Here is a 24,259-nt window from a genome sequence, read left to right as displayed (position 1 = left end):
GCGCATTTCCAGACCGTCACTGCGAGGCGCTGCGATGGACGGGTGGGTGGGGCGCCGTGGCAGTCTCCCTTGAGCGGTGGGAGCAGGAAGGAAGAAGGAACAAGGAGAAAGAGCCAGGAAGAAAGTTGGGTGGCGGCCTGACGGCAGCGGTGGACACGAACTCACGCAGAGAGGCAGAGGACGCTGAGCAATTCCAGTTCTCGTCACTGCGAGGCGCTGCGATGGGCCGGTAGGTGGAGCGCCGTGGCAGTCTCCCTTGAGAGGGGCTGGTTCACAACCGGGGAGATCGCTTCAGCGGCAAATGCCCGCCTCGCGATGACGGTGTGGGAAGGGGAGATCCCTTCGCCCGCAGAGCCGGGCTCGCGAGGACGGTGTAGGGAGGGGAGTCGATCGGATCAGCCGACCGCCTTCACCAGGAAGTAGTTCTTCTTGCCGCGCTGGAGCAGCAGGAAACGCCCCCCCAACAGGTCCGCTGCGGTGACGTTCCGATCCTCGGCGACCCTGGCCTTGTTGAGGGAGATGGAACCTTCGCGGAGCGCCCGCCGGGCCTCGCCCTTGCTGGGCAGGAATCCGGTGCGCTCGCTGAGCAGGTCCACCACGGGAAGGCCCGCCGCGAGCAGGTCGCGGGGCACTTCGGCCTGTGGAACACCGTCGAACACGTCCGTCCATTGCTGTTCCGACAAGCTGCTCAGCGCTTCGGGACCGGCCTGGCCGAAGATGAGGGCCGTGGCCTGTACAGCGCTGTCCAGCTCCTGCTGCCCATGCAACCGCCGCGTGATGTCCTCGGCGAGCGCCTTCTGCAAGAGCCGGAGGTGCGGGGCCCTGGCGTGCTCGGCGATGCGGGCCTCCACATCGGCCTGCTCCCAGGTGGTGAAGATGCGCACGTAGCGCTCGGCGTCGGCATCGCTGGTGTTGAGCCAGAACTGGTAGAAGCGGTAGGGGCTGGTGCGTCCGGCATCGAGCCAGATGTTGCCGCCTTCGCTCTTGCCGAACTTGCTGCCGTCCGCCTTGGTGATGAGCACGTTGGTGATGGCGTGGGCCTCGCCGCCACCCATGCGCCGGATGAGCTCCGTGCCGGTGGTGATGTTGCCCCATTGGTCGCTGCCGCCCATCTGCAGGCGCACGCCCAGGGTGCGGTGCAGGTGCACGAAGTCGTAGCCCTGCACCAGCTGGTAGCTGAACTCCGTGAAGCTGATGCCCGTCTCCAGGCGGTTCTTCACGGAATCCTTCGCCATCATGTAGTTGACGGTGATGTGCTTGCCCACGTCGCGGATGAAGTCCAGGAAGCCGATGTCCTTGAACCAATCGTAGTTGTTGACGAGCTGCGCGCCGCCGCGGTCGAGGTCGATGAAGCGGGCGAGCTGGGCGCGGATGCAGGCGGTGTTGTGGCGCAGGGTGTCCTCGTCCAACAACTGGCGCTCGGCCTTCTTGCCGCTGGGGTCGCCCACCATGCCGGTGGCGCCGCCGACGAGGGCGACGGGGATGTGGCCGCAGCGCTGGAAGTGCACGAGCATCATGATGGGCACCAGATTGCCCACGTGGAGGCTGTCCGCCGTGGGGTCGAACCCGATGTAGCCGGTGACGGGCCCCGCGGCGAGCAGCGCCTCCACCCCGGGGGTGGCCTCGTGCAGCAGGCCGCGCCAGCGCAGTTCGTGAAGGAAGTCGATGGCCATGGCGGAAGGCGGCAAAGATAGCCGGGGCCCGGTGGCGGCTAACTTGCGCCCATGCGGCTGGTGACGGGGGCGACGGGCATCGTGGGCAGCCATGTGGTGCTGGCCCTATGCCGGGAAGGCCACCGCGTGCGGGCCCTGGTGCGGGCCGGCAGCGACCGACGCTTCGTGGAACGGCTGCTGGGGCGCGAACCCGACGGCGGCGAGCTTCTGGCGCGCGTGCACTGGTGCGAAGGGGACGTGCTGGACCCCGTGTCCCTGGCCGCGGCGATGGACGGGGTGCGGCAGGTGGTGCACTGCGCCGCGCTGGTGAGCTTCGACCCGCGCGACGACGAGGCCCTGCTGGAGGTGAACGTGGAGGGCACCGCCCACGTGGTGAACGCCGCGCTGGAGGCCGGTGTGGAGCGGCTGTGCCACGTGAGCAGCATCGCGGCGCTGGGCACGGCGACCGATGGGGCACCGGTGACCGAGGATACGCCCTGGGCCGAGGACGAGGAGCGCTCGGTGTACGCGGTGAGCAAGTACGCGGCCGAGCTGGAGGTGCACCGCGGGGTGGCCGAGGGGCTCGATGCGGTGCTGGTGAACCCCAGCCTCATCATCGGGCCCGGCCTGCCCGGGCGCAGCAGCAGGACCATCGCGGACCGGCTGCGGAGGGGCACCCGGTGGTATCCGCCGGGACGCACCAGCGTGGTGGACGTGCGCGATGTGGCCGAGGCCTGCGTGCGCCTTCTTCGTGAGCCGGGCGCGGGGGAGCGCTACCTGATCGCCGGCGAGGCCATCACCTACCAGCGGCTGTTCGGCCTGTTCTGCGCGGCCTTCGGCAAGCCCGCACCCACCCGCCCCATCCGGCCGTGGATGCTGGAGCTGGCCTGGCGCGTGGAGCGCCTGCGCACCCTGCTGTTCCGCGGGAGGCCCTTCATCACGCGTGATACGACGCGCACCTCCCTGCGCCAACGGCGCTTCGACGACAGCAAGCTGCGGCGCCGGCTGGGCCTCACCCTGCGCTCCTCGGAAGAGGCGGTGCGCTACACGGTGTCCCTCATGGATGCCCGCCCGGCGTGAGGCTGTCCGGCCGTGCGTTCATGGCCTCGTCCTTGCGCTTGCTGAGCTCGGCGATCACATCGCCGTAGATGCCTTTCAGCACGGCCGGGTCCTGCGCGTAGTGGTCGAAGCTGTGGCGGAACTGCTCGCGGGTGATGCCCTCGCGGGTGAACAGTTCGGTGTAGTACGCGTCCACCCGTTCGTTGCTGCGGTGCTCCACAGCGCCTTCGCGGTTCACGCGCGCCTCGATGAGCTGGGCCTCGGCGAGCACGGTGACGAAGCGGTCGCGCGGCAGCACGTCCGGCGGCGGCCCTTCAGGTGTGCAGGCGGAGAGGGCCAGAAGCAGGGGCCAGGCCTTCGTCCATCGATGCAGGTGCAGCGGCCGAAGCGCTGCACGGAACAGGCGGCCGTGGATGATGTGCAGGACGCTCATCGGTCGAAGCGCAGGCGTTCGCCGCGGACCTCGTGCCGGACGCGTCCGTCGGCATAGGCCAGGTGGCCGTTCACCCAGGTGCGCAGCACGCGGGCGTGGAAGCGCTGCCCCTCGAAGGGCGACCAGCCGCACTTGTATTCCAGCCCGGCCCGGTCCACCGTCCACGGTGCGTCGGGGTCCACCAGCACCAGGTCGGCGGCGTAGCCTTCGCGGATGTGGCCGCGTCCGGCGATGGCGAACATCCGGGCCGGTGCATGGCAGAGCTTCTCCACCACCTGTTCCACGGTGAACACGCCCTGCCGGGCCAGCTCCAGCATGGCGACGAGGCTGTGCTGGATGAGCGGGCCACCGCTGGGGCACTGGGTGTAGGGCCGGGCCTTCTCCTCCAGGGTGTGCGGCGCGTGGTCCGTGGCCACCACGTCGATGCGGCCCTCGCGCACGGCCGCACGGATGGCCTCGCGGTCGGCCGCCGTCTTGATGGCGGGGTTCCACTTCACCAGGGCGCCCTTGCTGCGGTAGGCCTCCTCGTCGAACCACAGGTGGTGCACGCAGGCCTCGGCGGTGATGCGCTTGCCTTCCAAGGGCCCCGGCTCGAAGAGCTCCAGCTCGCGCGCCGTGCTGATGTGCAGCACATGGAGGCGGGTGCCGAACGCGCGTGCGCGCTCCACGGCGGCACTGCTGCAGCGGTGGCAGGCCTCGGCACTGCGGATGTGCGGGTGCTCGGTGATGGGGATGTCCGGCCCGTAGCGCGCCAGCGCCTTGTCCAGCTCCGCCTTGATGGTGGGATCGTCCTCCGCGTGGATCGCCAGCAGCATGTGGGCCTTGCGGAACAGTTCGTCCAGCACGCGCTCGTCGGTGATCACCATGTCGCCGGTGCTGCTGCCCAGGAAGGCCTTGAGGCCGCACACGGTGCGGGGGTCGGTGCGCAGCACCTCGTCCAGGTTGGTGCTGCCCACACCCATGTAGAAGGAGTAGTTGGCCACCGAACGTGTGGCGCCCAGGCGGTATTTCTCCTCCAGCAGCTCCTGGGTGAGGGTCTGCGGCTGGGTGTTGGGCATCTCCATGTAGCTGGTGACGCCCCCGGCGACCGCAGCGGCCGAACCGTGCGCGATGTCGTCCTTGTGCGTAAGGCCGGGCTCGCGGAAGTGGACCTGGTCGTCGATCACCCCCGGCAGCAACCAATGCCCGGTGGCCTCCAGGTCGAGGGCCCCGGCGGCGGCACCGATGCCTTCGGGTGCGATGCGTTCGATGCGGCCGCCGCGCAACAGCACGTCGGCCTGTACGGTGCGGCCCTCGTTCACCACCGAGGCGCCGCGGATGAGGGTGGAACTGCTCATGGGATGCGTCGGCGCATCTGCAGCACGCCGAAGAAGGCTTCGTTGAAGATGCCCATGCTCATCTTGCTCTTGCCCATGCGCCGGTCGCGGAAGGTGATGGGCACTTCGGCGATGCGGAAGCCGAGGCGCTTCACGCGGTATTTCATCTCGATCTGGAAGGCGTAGCCCACGAAGCGGATCTCGTCCAAGGGCAGCGCCTCCAGCACGCGGCGGGTGTAGCACACGAAGCCCGCGGTGGTGTCGCGCACGCCCAGCCAGAGCACGGCGCGCACATACAGGGAGGCCATGCTGCTCATCAGCACGCGGTCCCAGCTCCAGTCGTGCACGCGGCCGCCCTTCACGTAGCGCGATCCCACGCTCATGTCCGCACCGCCTTCCGCGCACGCGGCATGGAGGCGGGGCAGGTCCTTCGGGTCGTGGCTGAAGTCGGCGTCCATCTCGAACACGTACGCATAGCCGTGCTGCAGCGCCCACTTGAAGCCGGCGATGTACGCGGTGCCCAGGCCCAGCTTGCCCCTGCGTTCCAGCAGATGGATGCGCGAAGGGTCGGTGGCGCGGTGCTCCTTCACCAGCGCGGCCGTGCCGTCCGGGCTGTTGTCATCCACCACCAGCACATGGAACGCCGGCGACAAGGCGAGCACCGCGTCCAGGATCTCCCGGATGTTCTCGCGCTCGTCGTACGTGGGGATGATGACCAGCCGTTCGGGCACCGTGCAGGATGAGGGCCAAAGATAGCCGGGGACCTATCGGACCAGGGTCACATGGCCTGTGCGGGCGATGCGGGCGGTGGTGGCACTGCCCTTGGCCTCGAGCTGCCAGATGTACACCCCCTGCTGCACCTCCTCACCATTGGGGTACCGGCCGTCCCATGCGCCTTCTGGATCGTTGGTGCTGAACAGCACCTGGCCCCAGCGGTCGGTGATGCGGAAGACGTACTGGTCCGGGTCCACCCCGATCGTCACCGGCTTGAACGTGTCGTTCGTGTTGTCGCCATCCGGTGTGAAAGCGTTCGGCACGTTCACCACCAGTTCGGGCGATACCGTGATGGGCTGGCACACCGTGTCCGCGCAGGTGGGCGCAGCGTACGCGACCAAACAGATGTCGTAGAGCCCCTCCAGGGCGTCCGGGAAGTCGAACACCGGATCGGTGGCGGTGGAGCTGCCCAGGCCGCCGAAGTCCCAGCTGTAGGCCGAGGCTCCCGTGCTCGTGTTGTTGAAGTACACCGACGGGTCCAGGGTGCTCACCACGGGCGGCAGCATCGTGAAGGCCGCTTCCGGCCGCTCGAACACCGCCACGGCGTCCTGCAGGTCCACCGTGGTGCTGCAGCCATTGCCCGCATCGATGGTGAGGGTGATGGTGTAGGTGCCCGGCTGATCGTACAGCACCCCTGTGACGGTCGCGCTGTCCGATGTGAGGCCGTTGCCCAGATCCCACTGGAAGCTGCCCGGGCCCTGATGGTCGGTGCTCAGGTCCGCCAGTGCGGGGGCGCATCCATCGCTCAGGGTGATGAAGACCTGCGGGTCGGGGACGGGAATGATCGAGACCTGCACCGTGGCGAGCGCGTCGGTGCAGGGCGGCGCGCCGTTCACGGTGTAGATGTAGATGCCGCTGATGGCCGAGGCCGGATCGATCACCGCGGTGATCGGCAGACCGTTCGGGTCGGTCCAGGTGCCGCCCGCGTCCGCATCAGGGCCCAGCAGGGGAGCGAGGTCGATCAGGGCCGCGTCCGCACAGGCGCTCACCGTGTTGTCCGTGCCGGCATCAGGCGCTTGTTGGACGGTCAGAGCAAGGACGGCCGTATCGTTCGTGCAGGGTGCTGCTGCGGCCACCACGTAGAGGTAACTCCCGTTCGCGGCGGTGGCCGGATCCACCTGTGCGCCGATGCTCGTTCCACCCGGGCCGTTCCAGGTGCCGCCCGCGTCGGGTGATCCGCCCAACAGGCCGGTGAGCGCGAGCGGACCGTCCGCAGAACACAAGGTCACCACGGCATCCTGGCCGGCGTCAGGGGCCTCGGTGACGTCCACCAGCACCGTGGCGCTGGCATCGGGGCAGGGAAGCAGACCGCTCACCAGATAGGTGTACGTGCCCGGTGTGCCGGTCGCGGGATCGAAGAAGGACCCAATGGGCGCACCGTTCGGGTCGGTCCAGCTGCCACCTGGCTGTGGGCTGCCACCCAGCAGGGCGAAGAGGTCGGTCACCACACCGTTCGAGCACAGGCTCAGCGCACCCGCTGTGCCGGCGAAGGCGGCGGGTTGCACCACGACGGTCACCGTGGCCGCGTCATCCGGGCATTGGCCGTTGCCGCTCACTGTATAGGTGTAGGTGCCGGCCTGATCGTTGGTGGGGTCGAAGCTGGAGCTGGAACCGCCGCCGTTCGGATCGGTCCATGTGCCGCCCGGATCCGGTGTGCCGCCCAAGGCGGTGAAGAGGTCCGTGACCGCTCCCGTGGAACACACCGTAAGGGTGTTGTCCGCACCCGCATCCGGACCGGCCAGCACGGTCACCTGCACCGTGGCGATGGCCGCGGCGCATACGATGCCCGCTACGCTGTAGGTGTACGTGCCCGCAGGGTCGGCGCCGGGATCGAACAGGCCGCCGAAAGCCGTACCGTTCGGATCGGTCCACGTGCCCGACGCATCGGGCGTGCCACCCAACTGGGGCAACAGCAGCTCGGCCGGGTCGCCGGCGCAGACCGTCAACGCACCGTTCAAGCCCGCATCAGGAGCATCCTCCACCGCGACAAGCACCACGCTGCTCATCGATTGGCAGGGTGCGGTCGCAGGTACCGTGTAGGTGTACACACCTGCAGGGTCGGTGCTGGGATCGAAGGAACCGCTGTGCGCGTTGCCCAGCGGATCGGTCCAGCTGCCGCCGGCATCGGGCGTGCCGCCCAGCTGCGCGAAAAGGCCCACCGCCGCACCCTGATCACACACGGTGATCGCGCCATCCACGCCAGCGTCCGGTGTGCTCGTGACGGTGACCGTGACGGTGCTCGCATCTCCGAGGCAGGGCGCCAGCGCAGCGAGGGTGTAGGTGTAGACGCCTGCTTGATCAGTGCCCGGATCAAAGCTGCCGCTGTGCGCGTTGCCGAGCGGATCGGTCCAGCTGCCGCCGGCATCGGGCGTGCCACCGAGCTGCGCGAAAAGGCCCACCGCCGCACCCTGGTCGCAGACGGTGATCGCGCCGTCCACACCAGCGTCCGGCGTCGAGGTCACGGTGACCGTGACGGTGCTCGCATCGCCGAGGCAGGGCGCCAGCGCAGCGAGGGTGTAGGTGTAGACGCCTGCTTGATCAGTGCCCGGATCAAAGCTGCCGCTGTGCGCGTTGCCGAGCGGATCGGTCCAGCTGCCGCCGGCATCGGGCGTGCCGCCGAGCTGCGCGAAAAGGCCCACCGCCGCACCCTGATCACACACGGTGATCGCGCCATCGATGCCAGCATCCGGCGTCGAGCTCACGGTGACCGTGACGGTGCTCGCATCTCCGAGGCAGGGCGCCAGCGCAGCGAGGGTGTAGGTGTAGACGCCTGCTTGATCAGTGCCCGGATCAAAGCTGCCGCTGTGCGCGTTGCCGAGCGGATCGGTCCAGCTGCCGCCGGCATCGGGCGTGCCACCGAGCTGCGCGAAAAGGCCCACCGCCGCACCCTGATCACACACGGTGATCGCGCCATCCACGCCAGCGTCCGGTGTGCTTGTGACGGTGACCGTGACGGTGCTGAAGTCGCCGAGGCAGGGCGCCAACGCAGCAAGGGTGTAGGTGTAGACACCGGCCGCATCGGTGCTCGGATCAAAGCTGCCGCTGTGCGCGTTGCCGAGGGGATCGGTCCAGCTGCCGCCGGCATCGGGCGTGCCGCCCAGCTGCGCGAAGAGGCCCACGGCCGCGCCTTGGTCGCAGACGGTGATCGCACCATCGATACCAGCGTCCGGCGTGCTCGTGATGGTGACCGTGACGGTGCTGGCATCGCCGAGGCAGGGCGCCAACGCAGCGAGGGTGTAGGTGTAGATGCCTGCCTGATCGGTGCTCGGATCAAAGCTGCCGCTGTGCGCGTTGCCGAGGGGATCGGTCCAGCTGCCGCCGGCATCGGGCGTGCCGCCCAGCTGCGCGAAGAGGCCCACGGCCGCGCCTTGGTCGCAGACGGTGATCGCACCATCGATACCAGCGTCCGGCGTGCTCGTGATGGTGACCGTGACGGTGCTGGCATCGCCGAGGCAGGGCGCCAACGCAGCGAGGGTGTAGGTGTAGATGCCTGCCTGATCGGTGCTCGGATCAAAGCTGTCGCTGTGCGCGTTGCCGAGGGATCGGTCCAGCTGCCACCGGCATCGGGCGTGCCGCCGAGTTGCGCGAAGAGCCCGACGGCCGCACCCGCATCACAAACCGTGATCGCACCGTCCACACCAGCGTCCGGCGTGCTCGTGACGGTGACCGTGACGGTGCTCGCATCACCCAAGCACGGTGCGGTGGCCGCCAGTATGTACGTGTACACGCCCGCAGCGTCGGTGCTCGGATCGAAGCTCCCGCTGTGCGCGTTGCCGAGGGGATCGGTCCAGGTGCCGCCGGCATTGGGTGTGCCGCCGAGCTGCGCGAAGAGCCCCACGGCCGCGCCCTGATCGCAGACGGTGATCGCACCGTCGATGCCCGCATCGGGTGTGCTGGTGACGGTGACCGTGACGGTGCTCGCATCCCCGAGGCAGGGCGCCAACGCAGCGAGGGTGTAGGTGTAGATGCCTGCCTGATCGGTGCCCGGATCGAAGGAACCGCTGTGCGCGTTGCCGAGGGGATCGGTCCAGGTGCCGCCAGCATCGGGTGTGCCGCCGAGCTGCGCGAAGAGGCCGACCGCCGCACCCGCATCACAAACCGTGATCGCACCATCGATACCAGCGTCCGGCGTGCTCGTGACGGTGACCGTGACGGTGCTCGCATCACCCAAGCACGGTGCGGTGGCCGCCAGTATGTACGTGTACACGCCCGCAGCGTCGGTGCTCGGATCGAAGCTCCCGCTGTGCGCATTGCCGAGGGGATCGGTCCAGGTGCCGCCGGCATCGGGCGTGCCGCCGAGCTGCGCGAAGAGCCCCACGGCGGCGCCCTGGTCGCAGACGGTGACAGCACCGTCGATGCCCGCATCGGGCGTGCTTGTGACGGTGACCGTGACGGTGCTGAAGTCGCCGAGGCAGGGCGCCAACGCAGCAAGGGTGTAGGTGTAGACACCGGCCGCATCGGTGCCCGGATCGAACGAACCGCTGTGCGCGTTGCCGAGCGGATCGGTCCAGCTGCCACCGGCATCGGGTGTGCCGCCGAGCTGCGCGAAGAGCCCCACGGCGGCGCCCTGGTCGCAGACGGTGACAGCACCGTCGATGCCCGCATCGGGCGTGCTTGTGACGGTGACCGTGACGGTGCTGAAGTCGCCGAGGCAGGGCGCCAACGCAGCAAGGGTGTAGGTGTAGACACCGGCCGCATCGGTGCTCGGATCAAAGCTGCCGCTGTGCGCGTTGCCGAGGGGATCGGTCCAGCTGCCGCCGGCATCGGGCGTGCCGCCCAGCTGCGCGAAGAGGCCCACGGCCGCGCCTTGGTCGCAGACGGTGATCGCACCATCGATACCAGCGTCCGGCGTGCTCGTGATGGTGACCGTGACGGTGCTGGCATCGCCGAGGCAGGGCGCCAACGCAGCGAGGGTGTAGGTGTAGATGCCTGCCTGATCGGTGCTCGGATCAAAGCTGCCGCTGTGCGCGTTGCCGAGGGGATCGGTCCAGCTGCCACCGGCATCGGGCGTGCCGCCGAGTTGCGCGAAGAGCCCGACGGCCGCACCCGCATCACAAACCGTGATCGCACCGTCCACACCAGCGTCCGGCGTGCTCGTGACGGTGACCGTGACGGTGCTCGCATCACCCAAGCACGGTGCGGTGGCCGCCAGTATGTACGTGTACACGCCCGCAGCGTCGGTGCTCGGATCGAAGCTCCCGCTGTGCGCGTTGCCGAGGGATCGGTCCAGGTGCCGCCGGCATTGGGTGTGCCGCCGAGCTGCGCGAAGAGCCCCACGGCCGCGCCCTGATCGCAGACGGTGATCGCACCGTCGATGCCCGCATCAGGTGTGCTGGTGACGGTGACCGTGACGGTGCTCGCATCCCCGAGGCAGGGCGCCAACGCAGCGAGGGTGTAGGTGTAGATGCCTGCCTGATCGGTGCCCGGATCGAAGGAACCGCTGTGTGCGTTGCCGAGGGGATCGGTCCAGGCGCCACCGGCATCGGGCGTGCCGCCGAGCTGCGCGAAGAGCCCCACGGCGGCGCCTTGGTCGCAGACGGTGACCGCACCGTCGATGCCCGCATCAGGTGTGCTGGTGACGGTGACCGTGACGGTGCTCGCATCGCCGAGGCAGGGCGCCAACGCAGCGAGGGTGTAGGTGTAGATGCCTGCCTGATCGGTGCCCGGATCGAAGGAACCGCTGTGTGCGTTGCCGAGGGGATCGGTCCAGGTGCCGCCGGCATCGGGCGTGCCGCCGAGCTGCGCGAAGAGCCCCACGGCGGCGCCTTGGTCGCAGACGGTGACCGCACCGTCGATGCCCGCATCAGGTGTGCTGGTGACGGTGACCGTGACGGTGCTCGCATCGCCGAGGCAGGGCGCGGTGGCCGCCAGCGTGTAGGTGTAGACACCGGCCGCATCGGTGCTCGGATCGAAGGAACCGCTGTGCGCGTTGCCGAGGGGATCGGTCCAGCTGCCGCCGGCATCGGGCGTGCCGCCGAGCTGCGCGAAGAGCCCCACGGCGGCGCCCTGGTCGCACACGGTGATCGCGCCATCGACACCAGCATCCGGCGTCGAGGTCACGGTGACCGTGATGGTGCTCGCATCACCCAGGCACGGCGCGGTGGCCGCCAGCGTGTAGGTGTAGACACCGGCCGCATCGGTGCTGGGATCGAAGGAACCGCTGTGCGCGTTGCCGAGCGGATCGGTCCAGCTGCCGCCGGCATCGGGCGTGCCGCCAAGCTCCGCGAAGAGCCCCACGGCAGCACCCTGGTCGCACACGGTGATCGCGCCATCGACACCAGCATCCGGCGTCGAGGTCACGGTGACCGTGATGGTGCTCGCATCACCCAGGCACGGCGCGGTGGCCGCCAGCGTGTAGGTGTAGACACCGGCCGCATCGGTACTCGGATCGAAGCTGCCGCTGTGCGCGTTGCCGAGCGGATCGGTCCAGCTGCCGCCGGCATCGGGCGTGCCGCCCAGCTGCGCGAAGAGGCCCACCGCCGCACCCTGGTCGCAGACGGTGATCGCGCCATCCACGCCAGCTTCCGGCGTCGAGGTCACGGTGACCGTGATGGTGCTCGCATCACCCAGGCACGGCGCGGTGGCCGCCAGCGTGTAGGTGTAGACACCGGCCGCATCCACCGCCGGATCAAAGCTGCCGCTGTGCGCGTTGCCGAGCGGATCGGTCCAGCTGCCGCCGGCATCGGGCGTGCCGCCGAGCTGCGCGAAGAGGCCCACGGCCGCACCCTGGTCGCAGACGGTGATCGCGCCGTCCACACCAGCGTCCGGTGTGCTCGTGACGGTGACCGTGACGGTGCTCGCATCACCCAGGCAGGGCGCCAACGCAGCGAGGGTGTAGGTGTAGACACCGGCCGCATCGGTGCTGTGATCGAAGGAACCGCTGTGTGCGTTGCCGAGGGGATCGGTCCAGCTGCCACCGGCATCGGGCGTGCCGCCGAGCTGCGCGAAGAGGCCCACGGCCGCGCCTTGGTCGCAGACGGTGATCGCGCCGTCCACACCAGCGTCCGGTGTGCTCGTGACGGTGACCGTGACGGTGCTCGCATCACCCAGGCAGGGCGCCAACGCAGCGAGGGTGTAGGTGTAGACACCGGCCGCATCGGTGCTGGGATCGAAGGAACCGCTGTGCGCGTTGCCGAGCGGATCGGTCCAGCTGCCGCCGGCATCGGGCGTGCCGCCGAGCTGCGCGAAGAGGCCCACGGCCGCACCCTGGTCGCACACGGTGATCGCGCCGTCCGCACCAGCGTCCGGCGTCGAGGTCACGGTGACCGTGACGGTGCTGAAGTCGCCGAGGCAGGGCGCCACCGCAGCGAGGGTGTAGGTGTACACACCTGCAGGGTCGGTACTGGGATCGAAGCTGCCGCTGTGCGCGTTGCCGAGCGGATCGGTCCAGGTGCCGCCGGCATCAGGCGTGCCGCCGAGCTGCGCGAAGAGCCCCACGGCCGCGCCTTGGTCACACACGGTGATCGCACCATCGACACCAGCGTCCGGCGTAGAGGTCACGGTGACCGTGACGGTGCTCGCATCACCGAGGCAGGGCGCCAACGCAGCGAGGGTGTAGGTGTAAACGCCTGCTGGGTCGGTGCTGGGATCGAAGCTGCCGCTGTGTGCGTTGCCGAGCGGATCGGTCCAGCTGCCGCCGGCATCGGGCGTGCCGCCGAGCTCCGCGAAGAGCCCCACGGCAGCACCTTGGTCGCAGACGGTGATCGCGCCATCGACACCAGCGTCCGGCGTCGAGGTCACTGTGACCGTGACGGTGCTGAAGTCACCGAGGCACGGCGCCAACGCAGCGAGGGTGTAGGTGTAAACGCCTGCTGGGTCGGTGCTGGGATCGAAGCTGCCGCTGTGTGCGTTGCCGAGCGGATCGGTCCAGCTGCCGCCGGCATCGGGCGTGCCGCCGAGCTCCGCGAAGAGCCCCACGGCAGCACCTTGGTCGCAGACGGTGATCGCGCCATCGACACCAGCGTCCGGCGTCGAGGTCACTGTGACCGTGACGGTGCTGAAGTCACCGAGGCACGGCGCCAACGCAGCGAGGGTGTAGGTGTAAACGCCTGCTGGGTCGGTGCTGGGATTGAAGCTGCCGCTGTGTGCGTTGCCGAGCGGATCGGTCCAGCTGCCGCCGGCATCGGGCGTGCCGCCGAGCTGCGCGAAGAGCCCCACGGCAGCACCCTGGTCGCACACGGTGATCGCGCCATCGACACCAGCGTCCGGCGTCGAGGTCACGGTGACCGTGACGGTGCTCGCATCACCGAGGCAGGGCGCCAACGCAGCGAGGGTGTAGGTGTAGACACCGGCCGCATCGGTACTCGGATCGAAGCTGCCGCTGTGCGCGTTGCCGAGCGGATCGGTCCAGCTGCCGCCGGCATCGGGCGTGCCGCCCAGCTGCGCGAAGAGGCCCACCGCCGCACCCTGGTCGCAGACGGTGATCGCGCCATCCACGCCAGCTTCCGGCGTCGAGGTCACGGTGACCGTGATGGTGCTCGCATCACCCAGGCACGGCGCGGTGGCCGCCAGCGTGTAGGTGTAGACACCGGCCGCATCGGTACTCGGATCGAAGCTGCCGCTGTGCGCGTTGCCGAGCGGATCGGTCCAGCTGCCGCCGGCATCGGGCGTGCCGCCCAGCTGCGCGAAGAGGCCCACCGCCGCACCCTGGTCGCAGACGGTGATCGCGCCATCCACGCCAGCTTCCGGCGTCGAGGTCACGGTGACCGTGATGGTGCTCGCATCACCCAGGCACGGCGCGGTGGCCGCCAGCGTGTAGGTGTAGACACCGGCCGCATCCACCGCCGGATCAAAGCTGCCGCTGTGCGCGTTGCCGAGCGGATCGGTCCAGCTGCCGCCGGCATCGGGCGTGCCGCCGAGCTGCGCGAAGAGGCCCACGGCCGCACCCTGGTCGCAGACGGTGATCGCGCCGTCCACACCAGCGTCCGGTGTGCTCGTGACGGTGACCGTGACGGTGCTCGCATCACCCAGGCAGGGCGCCAACGCAGCGAGGGTGTAGGTGTAGACACCGGCCGCATCGGTGCTGTGATCGAAGGAACCGCTGTGTGCGTTGCCGAGGGGATCGGTCCAGCTGCCACCGGCATCGGGCGTGCCGCCGAGCTGCGCGAAGAGGCCCACGGCCGCGCCTTGGTCGCAGACGGTGATCGCGCCGTCCACACCAGCGTCCGGTGTGCTCGTGACGGTGACCGTGACGGTGCTCGCATCACCCAGGCAGGGCGCCAACGCAGCGAGGGTGTAGGTGTAGACACCGGCCGCATCGGTGCTGGGATCGAAGGAACCGCTGTGCGCGTTGCCGAGCGGATCGGTCCAGCTGCCGCCGGCATCGGGCGTGCCGCCGAGCTGCGCGAAGAGGCCCACGGCCGCACCCTGGTCGCACACGGTGATCGCGCCATCCGCACCAGCGTCCGGTGTGCTCGTGACGGTGACCGTGACGGTGCTCGCATCGCCCAGGCAGGGCGCCAACGCAGCGAGGGTGTAGGTGTAGACGCCGGCCGCATCGGTGCTCGGATCGAAGCTGCCGCTGTGCGCGTTGCCCAGCGGATCGGTCCAGGTGCCGCCGGCATCGGGCGTGCCGCCCAACTGCGCGAAGAGCCCCACGGCCGCGCCTTGGTCGCAGACGGTGATCGCGCCGTCCGCACCAGCGTCCGGCGTGCTGGTGACGGTGACCGTGACGGTGCTCGCATCGCCCAGGCACGGCGCGGTGGCCGCCAGCGTGTAGGTGTAGACACCTGCTTGATCAGTGCCCGGATCGAAGCTGCCGCTGTGCGCGTTGCCCAAGGGATCGGTCCAGCTGCCGCCGGCATCGGGCGTGCCGCCCAACTGCGCGAAGAGCCCCACGGCAGCACCTTGGTCGCACACGGTGATCGCACCGTCCACACCAGCATCCGGCGTCGAGGTCACGGTGACCGTGACAGTGCTCGCATCGCCGAGGCAGGGCGCCAACGCAGCGAGGGTGTAGGTGTAAACGCCTGCTGGGTCGGTGCTGGGATCGAAGGAACCGCTGTGCGCGTTGCCGAGCGGATCGGTCCAGCTGCCGCCGGCATCGGGTGTGCCGCCCAACTGCGCAAAGAGGCCCACGGCCGCGCCCTGGTCGCACACGGTGATCGCGCCATCCACACCAGCATCCGGCGTCGAGGTCACGGTGACCGTAACGGTGCTGAAGTCGCCGAGGCAGGGTGCCACCGCAGCGAGGGTGTAGGTGTAGAAACCGGCCGCATCCACCGCCGGATCGAAGCTGCCGTTGTGCGCGTTGCCCAGCGGATCGGTCCAGCTGCCGCCGGCCTGTGGGGCGCCACCCAGCTGGGCGAAGAGGCTCACCGCGGCGCCATCGCTGCAGACCGTGAGGTTGCCGTTGGTGCCGGCGTTGGTCGCCGGGTTCTCCACGACAGTGACGGTGGCCTGGGCGTTGGTGCAGGGCGCCACGCCGTTCACCGTGTAGGTGTAGACGCCAGGCGTCATGGTGGCCGGGTCGTAGGCGCCGCCCACCACCGGGCTGGGTCCGGCCCAGGCACCGCCGGCCTGTGGGGCGCCACCCAGCTGGGCGAAGAGGCTCACCGCAGCGCCATCGCTGCAGACCGTGAGGTTGCCGTTGGTGCCGGCGTTGGTCGCCGGGTTCTCCACGACAGTGACGGTGGCCTGGGCGTTGGTGCAGGGCGCCACGCCGTTCACCGTGTAGGTGTACACGCCGGGCGTCATGGTGGCCGGGTCGTAGGCACCGCCCACCACCGGGCTGGGTCCGGCCCAGGCACCGCCGGCCTGTGGGGCGCCACCCAGCTGGGCGAAGAGGCTCACCGCGGCGCCATCGCTGCAGACCGTGAGGTTGCCGTTGGTGCCGGCGTTGGTCGCCGGGTTCTCCACGACAGTGACGGTGGCCTGGGCGTTGGTGCAGGGCGCCACGCCGTTCACCGTGTAGGTGTACACGCCGGGCGTCATGGTGGCCGGGTCGTAGGCGCCGCCCACCACCGGGCTGGGTCCGGCCCAGGCACCGCCGGCCTGTGGGGCGCCACCCAGCTGTGCGAAGAGGCTCACCGCAGCCCCATCGCTGCAGACCGTGAGGTTGCCGTTGGTGCCGGCGTTGGTCGCCGGGTTCACGACCACGTTCACCGTGGCCGTCGCGTTCAGGCACGAGTTCCCGACCGTGTAGGTGTAGAGCCCGGCCGGATCGGTACCCGGTACGAAGGTGCCGCTGTGCGGCACACCGCCCGGTCCCTGCCAGGTGCCGCCTGCGTCCGGTGTGCCACCCAGGCTGGCGAACAGGTTCGCATTGCCGCTGGTGGCGCAGAGGTTCAGGACCCCGTTCGTTCCGGCATCCGGTAACGGACCACCGCCCTGGGTGGAGATGATGTTGATGGAGGTGGATGCGACGTTCTCGATGGGGCAATTCCCATCACTGGCCTCCACATACACGTTCACCGGTGTATTGGAGATGTCACCCGTCCAGCAAAGCGTGCCCGTTGACGGATTCGTGCCTGTGACCGTGAAGGTGGCTCCGGGCAGCAGGGCGGTCGCGTTGGAGGTCAAGGTCAGCACCGTGCCGGGATCCGCATCGACGAAGACCACGTCCACGCAGAACGCCTCCCCGTCGCAGACCTCGATCGAATTGCTTCCGAGGAGAAGCCCTGCCGTGTTGTTCACGAGCCCTGCCGTGGTGGGCGCATCGCCCGTGCAGTTCATCACCACGAACATCTGATCGCGCATGACCGAACCGATGAGGACCCCGTTGGCATCGAATTCCTGCACCAGCACCGTGACCACGTAATTGCCCTGAAGGGCGGCATTGAAGGTGAGCTGGCCGGTGGTCGGATCAAGCGTGATCCCGTTGATCGGAGCAGCTCCGGTATACGCTCCCGCATATAGTACGGCGGTGGGTGCCGGCGCCGCGAACCGTGCATTGATCAGCGAGAACACCATGGTGTTCCCATCCGGTTCGGTGACCCCGTAGTTATAGTTGACCGTCTGGCCTGCGCACACGTATGGGATGGACAGGTCGGAGAAGACCGGCGAGTTGTTGCACGGGGCCGTGGCGTTGTCCAGGACGGCCTCCAGATACATGCCCGGTGTGCCCACCAGGTTCACCGTCGTGTTCCGGCAGCAGATCGACCAGCTGATCGTCCAGTCGTCGCAGGCGGCCAGGTTCACCACCGTCTGGAACTGGTAGTGCTCGATGCCTGGAAGGGCCCCGCCATTGCAGGTGCTGTTGGGCAGGGAGGAGGGGCAGAGCTGCGACACCTCCGTACCCGGCGGGACCGGGAGCGCGTTCAGCGTGAACGTGGTGCCGCAATCACTCTGGAAGGTCAGGTTCTGCGGGATCGGGTCCACCCCGGAGCAGTCCACGAAAAGGTCCAGGTTCACCAAGTACTGGTTGCCGCCCAAACACTCGTAGGTGATGCTGCCCCCGGAGTAGTGGTTCGCGCCGACCGGGCCACCCAGTGCCAAGGCAAGCACTGCGCCCGCCAGGCGGAGCGTCGGTGGCCAAGGGAGGATGGGGTGCCTCATGGGTGGGGCAGGAGCGCCTGCGGGTCAACCGGCGAAGGTACGGTTTGTAGTCGCTGAAATCCAGTGACTTGTCATGCACAGCGCCGTGTTGAACGACGTCGAACCCGGAGGGGCCATCGTTAACATCCCCGTAACCCGGGGATGCGGCGGGCAAACCGTACTTTTGCCGCCCTTATCCGATCGTGTGAAGCCGGCCATTCGACCCTTGGGGACGTTAGGACGCGTCAAGCCGGTGTCCGGTTCGCTCGCCTTCTCCCTTCTGCTCCTTGCTCTTCCCAGCTCCCTCTCCGCCCAGGTCGTGGACTCCCTGGACATCGGGGTGCGTCGGGACTCATCAGGTGCCATGCAGGAGCGTGTGCCGGTGTACACGGTCACCTCCAGCGATCTGGAGTCCGAGCTCGGTTCCCAGGACATCTCAGGCATCCTGCAGTCATCCCGTGATGTGTTCGCCTCCACCGCAGGCTTGAGCTGGGGGCCGGCGCGCTTCCGGATCCGCGGGCTCGACGGGGAGAACACCTCGGTGCTCATCAACGGCATCATGGTGAACGACCCGGAGGCCGGCTGGGCCACGTGGAGCCAATGGGGCGGCCTGAACGATGTGACGCGCTACATGGAGATCCGTACCGGCCTGTCGGCCTCGCGCCTGGTGTTCGCCGGCATCGGCGGGTATTCGGCCATCAATGCCCGGGCCAGCGATCAGCGCCGCGGCACGCGCATCTCCTACGCCCTCAGCAACCGCGCCTACGACCATCGGGTGATGCTGACCCACAGCACCGGGATGATGAAGAACGGCTGGGCGGTGAGCGCCTCCGCCAGCTGGCGCTACGCCAACGAGGGGTACGCCGAAGGCACCTTCTTCAACGCCGCGGCCTACTTCCTCAGCGTGGAGAAGAAGCTGAACGACCGGCATCGCATCGGCTTCACCGGCTTCGGCGCCCCCATCCGCCAGGGCCGCCAGGGCCTCGCCGTGCAGGAGGCCTACGACCTCACCGGCGACAACTACTACAACCCCTTCTGGGGCTATCAGAACGGCGAGAAGCGGAACGCCCGCGTGAGCTATGACCATAAGCCGATGGCCATCCTCACGCACTACTTCACCCCGGACGAACACACCACCTGGACCACGAGCCTCTATTACACCGCCGGGCGTGACGCACAGACCAACATCAACTGGTTCGATGCGCGGGACCCGCGCCCGGATTACTACCGCTACCTGCCCAGCTACTACACGGAGACGGATCCCGCGGAGGCCGCGCGCCTCACCGAGGCCTGGCAGAACGGAAGCACCGGCCAGATCGATTGGGACCAGCTCTATTTCGCCAACAGCAAGAACCTGTACACGGTGCAGAACGCCGATGGCATCGCCGGCCTCAACATCACCGGCAACCGCAGCAAGTACATCGTGGAGGACCAGCGCAACGACCCGCGCCGCTTCGGCCTCAACAGCGTGTGGTCCAAAGCCCTGGATGAGCGCACACAGCTCACCGCCAGCCTGGGGTATCACGACCATGTGACGCACAATTACCGCGTGGTGGACGACCTGCTCGGCGGCGACTTCTGGGTGGATGTGGACCAGTTCGCCGATCAGGTGTCCGCCGATCCCGCCGTGGCGCAGAACGACCTCAACCGCCCCAACGCGGTGATCACCGTGGGCGAGCGGTTCGGGCACGACTACGACATGCATGTGCGCCAGGCCACGGGTTTCGTGCAGTTCGAGCGCCGCTGGCAGCAGGTGGAGGCCTATGTGTCCGGGATGCTGGGACACCAGTCGTTCTTCCGGGAAGGCTTCATGGTCAACGGCCGCTTCCCGGACAACTCGTTCGGCAGGTCGGAGGTGCAGGGCTTCCTTCATTACGGCCTGAAGGCCGGCGTGGTGTACAAGTTCAGCGGCCGGCAGTTCGTCACCCTCAACGGGGCCTACCTCACGCGTCCGCCACTGGCCCGCTGGGCCTATCTGTCGCCACGCACCCGTGATGCCGTGGTGCCCGGCCTCACCACCGAGAAGGTGACCAGCGCCGACCTGAGCTACGTGGTGCGCTTCCCCCGGCTCAAGGGACGCGCCACCGCGTACTTCGCCAACATCGCCGATCAGGTGTGGGCCCGCTCGTTCTTCCACGACGAGTACCTCACCTTGGTGAACTACACCATGCGCGGGGTGGACCAACGGCACACCGGCCTGGAGCTGGGCCTGGAAGCGAACGTCACCTCCACGCTCAGCGTGAACGCCGTGCTCGGCACCGGCCGGTTCGTGTACACAAGCCGTCCACAGGCCACCATCACCCGGGACAACAGCGAGGAGGTGTTCGCCACCGATCGGACCGTGTACTGGACCAACTACCGCGTGGGCGGGATGCCCCAGACCGCCGGCTCGCTCGGCCTCCGGTACAACAGCCCCAAGTTCTGGTTCATCAGCTTGACGGCGAACTACTTCGCCGACATCTACCTGGACCCGAACCCGGACCGACGTACCGCCGAGGCCCTCGAAGGCCTGGTGGTGGAGGACCCGCAGTGGAACGAACTGCTGGAGCAGACCAAGCTCGACAACGCCTTCACCCTGGACCTGTTCGGCGGCAAGTCGTGGTTGGTGCAGCGCAAGTACCGCATCGCCCTGAACGTGTCCGTGAGCAACCTGCTGAACAACCAGGACTTCGTCGTGGGCGGCTTCGAACAGCTGCGGTACGAACGGATGGACATCGACAAGTTCCCCCCGCGCCTGAGCTACCTGTTCGGTCGCACCTACTTCGCCATGCTGAGCATCGGTTTCTGATCATGAAGCACCTGACCCATACCCTGTCAGCCGCCACCGGCCTGGCCTTGATGCTGCTGTTGAGCGGCTGCGACAAGGAGCTTGACACCCCGCCGGAACGCACCCTGCCCACGGGCTCCGTGCTCAGCATCAAGCGGCTGCGCGACCTGCATGCCACCACCTTCGCCTACCTGCCTCATCGTTTCACGGGCGACTCGTCGGTGTACGGCGTGGTCACCGCCGATGAGACCAACGGCAACCTTTACAAGAACATCTACATGCAGGACGATACCGCGGGCATCGTGCTGCGCCTAAGGAACAGTGGCGGACTGTACACCGGCGACCGCATCCGCATCTACCTCAAGGGTGTCACCCTCAGCAGCTATGCAGGCCTGCTCCAGCTCGACTCGGTGGATGTGGACAACAACGTGGTGAAGCAGGAGACCCTCGTGCCCGTGGCGCCCAAGGTGGTGTCCGTCGCCCAGATCACCCCCGCGCTTCAGGGCCAGTTGATCCGGCTGGACAGCGTGCAGTTCATCGCGGACGAGGCCAACGGGGTCACCACCTGGAGCGATGCCATCAACCAGAGCAGCGTGAACCGCACGCTTGAGGATTGCGATGGCAACACGATCATCGTCCGGACCAGCGGCTATGCCAACTTCGCGGCCCAGGTGCTGCCACAGGGAAACGGATCCTTCACTGCGGTGGTGGGCCAGTTCGGCAGCGACATGCAGCTCTTCGCGCACGACCTGTCGCTGGTGCAGCTCTCCGGCCCACGCTGCGGTGCCTTCGGCCTCCAGTTGCTGCTGAAGGATTTCGAGGATGGCAGCACCACCTCCGGCGGCTGGACCCAACAGCAGGTGAGCGGCTCCGTGGGTTGGTCGGCCTCGGCCGGCTATGGGTCGATCACCAACAACAGCGGGGGGGTGTATTCCGCGTGTGAGACCTGGCTCATCAGCCCGGCCGTCAACCTGAGCGCCGCCAACGCCCCGCTGCTCAACTTCGAGACCTCGGTGGCCTTCTCCGGAGCACCCCTGGAGGTGCTGGTGAGCACCAATTACACCGGTGGCGCCCCGTCCACGGCCACATGGACGGCCCTGAGCCCGGCCCTGGCCACCAATGCCACGTGGACCCCTTCGGGAGGCCTTGACCTCACCCCGTACATCAGTGGCAATTTCCGCCTGGCCTTCAAATACACCGGCTCTGATACCGATGGCCGGCGTTGGAACCTGGACGACATCGTGATCACCGACAACTGACCCGCTCTCTTCCGCACCCTCTAACCCCTCTCCGATGAAACACATTACCCTCCTTACTGCACTGCTGCTGGGGCTTACCGCCCAGGCGCAGACGATCGTGGCCACCAGCTTCGAGAGCTGGACCGGCAACGTGCCCGATGGCTGGGTGGGCAGCAAGACCAACCTTGCGGCCGACAGCATCCAGCAGGCCGACCAGAACATCCAGTTCGGCACCTACGCCGTCCGTCTGGTGAGCGCCACCAGCACACACAAGCGCTTCACCACCACCAGCCAGAGCGTGACCACCGGCACGGCCTACAACATCAGCTTCTATGCCCGGGGCAACGGGGAGATCCGCACCGGCCTCTTCGATGGCCGCGCCACCGGCTTCGGCTATGCGCCTTACAACCCCTATATCACCGTGAACACCACGAGCTGGACACCTTACTCGCAGCAGATCGTGGCGGACAACGATACGATCAATGGCGAGTTCATCCTCAGTGTGCGCAACACGGTGGCGGCCAGCGGCCACCTGGAAGTGGACAGCGTGCGCATCTGGACCGGTGCGGTGAACCCGCCCACCGATGCGAGCATCTATCAGATCCAGAACACGACCGACCCGAACGGAGCCTCGCTCCTGGTGGGCCAGACGGTGAACACCGGGGGGGTGGTCTGCGGTGTGGCCACGAACGGCTACTGGCTGCAAAGCGGTTCCGGCCCCTGGACCGGCATCTTCGTGTTCGACAGCTCCCCGGTGGCCCTGGGTGACAGCCTCACCCTCACGGCCCTCGTGGAGGAGTACTTCGACCAGACCCAGCTCAGCGATGCCGCCAACGTGAACATCGTGTCGCCCGGCAATCCCGTGGATGTCCTATCGGCCACCACCGGCGTGGTGGGTCAGGAGCAATGGGAGGGTATGCTGGTGCAGGTGACCAACGCCGATTGCACCAACGACGACATCGCCAACAACTTCGGCCAGTGGACGATCGACGACGGCTCGGGCGCCGTGCTTGTCAATGACCTGATGTACGCCTACACCCCGACGCTCGGTGTGAACTACGATGTCACCGGCCTGGTGTCGTACAGCTTCAGCGAGTGGAAGATCGAGCCGCGCTTCGCCGCCGATGTCGCGATATCCACCGGGCTCGACGAGCAGCTGCTGGCCGCCACGCGGGTGTGGCCGGTACCCGCCACCGACGTGCTGACGGTGGACGTGCCGGTGCCGGGTGTGCGTTATCAGGTACTTGACGCCTCCGGGCGTGCCGTGCTCGAGGGCTCCTTCAGCGCCCTGCGCAACACGCTCCCGGTCACGGGGCTCCAGCAAGGGCTGTACACCCTGCTGGTGCGCCGCGCTGACGCGCTTGGGCGTGTGAGCTTCCCGGTGGTGCGCTGACCCGCATCCATGAACGGCAAGGGCCCCGGACCATGACGTCCGGGGCCCTTGCCGTTCAAGCCACCTCGCGGAGGATGCGCGCTCAGGGAACCGGGCGCACGAGGATGATGTACACCGGGAAGTGGTCGCTCCATCCATTCGTCCATGTGTCACCGACGAAGGTGCGGAAGGGGTACCCGCTGAACGGACCTTCCTGCTGACGCAGGTAGGGTTCGTTGAACACGCGCACACCGTAATAGCGGTAGCGGTCATCCGCGCGCGCCGCGAGCGAGGGTGTCACGATGATCTGGTCGAAGAGGTTCCAGGAGTCGCGCCAGGCGAGTGAGCCGATGCCCTTTTCGTAGAGCGGCTCCATGGGGTTGAACAGCGAGCGGCCGGTGGCCTGCTCCGGGCGCGCGACCGTCATCAGTCCGCCCCGCACGCTCTTGTCCACCGGGTCGTCGTTCAGGTCGCCCATGTAGATCACCCGTGCGCCCGGATCCCGCCGCTGCAGCGAATCGATGAGGGCCCGGCCCAGCTTGGCGGCCAGCATGCGTTTGGGCTGCGAGCGCTTTTCGCCACCACGCCGGCTGGGCCAGTGCGCCACGATCACGTGCACCGTGTCACCGTCCATGATCCCGCTCACCACAAGCTGGGCGCGCGTGCGGAACGCCGTGTCCACGGGGTCCACCAAGGGTATGCTGCGGTGGTTCAGCAACGTGAAATAGTGAGGGTCGTACAGCAGGGCCACGTCCACGCCGCGCCGGTCGGGACCGTCCTCATGCACGATGCGGTAGCCCCGCTTGGCGATGGCCTCGGCCTTCACCAGGTCCTCCAGCACGCGGCGGTTCTCCACCTCGGCGAGCCCGATCACATGCACCCCGTCCGGATGCACATCGCGACCCAACTCGCCGATCACGCGCCCCATCTTCTCGATCTTGGTGCGGTACCGGGCGGCGTTCCACAGCTTCGGTCCGCCGGGAAGGAACTCGGCATCGTCGGTGTCAGGCGAGTCGATGGTGTCGTACAGGTTCTCGATGTTGTAGAAACCGATGCAGGCCGCGGTGAAGCGCTGGTCGGATTGCGCGCAGGCCACAGGGCCGCAGGCCAGGAGCAGGAGCGCGAGCGCAGGCAGGGAGCTGGGGCGTGAACGCATGGCGGCGCAAGGTAGCCC

11 protein-coding genes are annotated in these 24,259 nt (G+C 68.0%); 4 read left to right on the top strand and 7 right to left on the bottom strand.

From position 1 onward, the window contains the following. Positions 1-395 precede the first annotated feature (395 nt). On the bottom strand, positions 396-1,667 hold the full coding sequence (locus IPM49_09165; GenBank protein MBK9274695.1) for a tyrosine--tRNA ligase: 1,272 nt from the start codon (positions 1,665-1,667) through the stop codon (positions 396-398). Between the two features lie 57 nt (positions 1,668-1,724). Between IPM49_09165 and IPM49_09160 the strand changes: the two genes are divergently transcribed. Then, positions 1,725-2,732 (top strand): NAD-dependent epimerase/dehydratase family protein, encoded by a 1,008-nt coding sequence (locus IPM49_09160; GenBank protein MBK9274694.1) that lies wholly within the window; start codon positions 1,725-1,727, stop codon positions 2,730-2,732. Here the strand turns inward: IPM49_09160 and IPM49_09155 are convergent. Genes IPM49_09155 through IPM49_09135 form a run of 5 tightly spaced genes read right to left on the bottom strand, consistent with a single transcriptional unit; the run spans position 2,710 to position 17,729 of the window. Continuing rightward, complete coding sequence (locus IPM49_09155; protein MBK9274693.1) at positions 2,710-3,144, bottom strand: DUF4296 domain-containing protein; 435 nt, start codon at positions 3,142-3,144, stop codon at positions 2,710-2,712. The two genes, IPM49_09160 and IPM49_09155, sit on opposite strands and share 23 nt — an antisense overlap. Beyond that, complete coding sequence (locus IPM49_09150; protein MBK9274692.1) at positions 3,141-4,481, bottom strand: dihydroorotase; 1,341 nt, start codon at positions 4,479-4,481, stop codon at positions 3,141-3,143. Before IPM49_09150 ends, IPM49_09155 begins: the two co-directional genes overlap by 4 nt. Continuing rightward, complete coding sequence (locus IPM49_09145; GenBank protein ID MBK9274691.1) at positions 4,478-5,191, bottom strand: polyprenol monophosphomannose synthase; 714 nt, start codon at positions 5,189-5,191, stop codon at positions 4,478-4,480. Before IPM49_09145 ends, IPM49_09150 begins: the two co-directional genes overlap by 4 nt. A 33-nt stretch (positions 5,192-5,224) precedes the next feature. Further along, on the bottom strand, positions 5,225-8,698 hold the full coding sequence (locus IPM49_09140; protein ID MBK9274690.1) for a gliding motility-associated C-terminal domain-containing protein: 3,474 nt from the start codon (positions 8,696-8,698) through the stop codon (positions 5,225-5,227). Positions 8,699-8,744: 46 nt separating this feature from the next. After that, a complete protein-coding gene (locus IPM49_09135; protein ID MBK9274689.1) occupies positions 8,745-17,729 on the bottom strand; it encodes a hypothetical protein in 8,985 nt (2,994 codons plus the stop codon). A 232-nt stretch (positions 17,730-17,961) separates the two neighbouring features. Between IPM49_09135 and IPM49_09130 the strand changes: the two genes are divergently transcribed. From IPM49_09130 to IPM49_09120, 3 genes are read left to right on the top strand one after another with little or no spacing between them, the layout of a single operon-like run. Further along, positions 17,962-20,496: a TonB-dependent receptor plug domain-containing protein gene (locus IPM49_09130; GenBank protein MBK9274688.1), complete on the top strand. Its 2,535-nt coding sequence runs from the start codon at positions 17,962-17,964 to the stop codon at positions 20,494-20,496. A gap of 2 nt (positions 20,497-20,498) precedes the next feature. Then, a complete protein-coding gene (locus IPM49_09125) occupies positions 20,499-21,734 on the top strand; it encodes a choice-of-anchor J domain-containing protein (GenBank protein ID MBK9274687.1) in 1,236 nt (411 codons plus the stop codon). A 34-nt stretch (positions 21,735-21,768) separates the two neighbouring features. Further along, complete coding sequence (locus IPM49_09120) at positions 21,769-23,106, top strand: hypothetical protein (GenBank protein ID MBK9274686.1); 1,338 nt, start codon at positions 21,769-21,771, stop codon at positions 23,104-23,106. A gap of 82 nt (positions 23,107-23,188) precedes the next feature. Here the strand turns inward: IPM49_09120 and IPM49_09115 are convergent, their stop codons facing one another. After that, positions 23,189-24,241: an endonuclease/exonuclease/phosphatase family protein gene (locus IPM49_09115; protein MBK9274685.1), complete on the bottom strand. Its 1,053-nt coding sequence runs from the start codon at positions 24,239-24,241 to the stop codon at positions 23,189-23,191. Positions 24,242-24,259: the final 18 nt, after the last annotated feature.

This window comes from Flavobacteriales bacterium (genome assembly GCA_016715895.1).
In the GTDB taxonomy this organism is placed as follows: Bacteria; Bacteroidota; Bacteroidia; order Flavobacteriales_F; family PHOS-HE28; genus PHOS-HE28.
Note: the sequence above shows the minus strand (reverse complement) of the source record. Positions and strands in the feature narration are given on the sequence as shown.

Coding starts and splice junctions, on each gene's coding strand:
- IPM49_09160 (MBK9274694.1), top strand. CDS start 1,725: ATGCGGCTGGTGACGGGGGCGACGGGCATCGTGGGCAGCCATGTGGTG.
- IPM49_09155 (MBK9274693.1), bottom strand. CDS start 3,144: ATGAGCGTCCTGCACATCATCCACGGCCGCCTGTTCCGTGCAGCGCTT.
- IPM49_09150 (MBK9274692.1), bottom strand. CDS start 4,481: ATGAGCAGTTCCACCCTCATCCGCGGCGCCTCGGTGGTGAACGAGGGC.
- IPM49_09135 (MBK9274689.1), bottom strand. CDS start 17,729: ATGAGGCACCCCATCCTCCCTTGGCCACCGACGCTCCGCCTGGCGGGC.
- IPM49_09125 (MBK9274687.1), top strand. CDS start 20,499: ATGAAGCACCTGACCCATACCCTGTCAGCCGCCACCGGCCTGGCCTTG.
- IPM49_09120 (MBK9274686.1), top strand. CDS start 21,769: ATGAAACACATTACCCTCCTTACTGCACTGCTGCTGGGGCTTACCGCC.
- IPM49_09115 (MBK9274685.1), bottom strand. CDS start 24,241: ATGCGTTCACGCCCCAGCTCCCTGCCTGCGCTCGCGCTCCTGCTCCTG.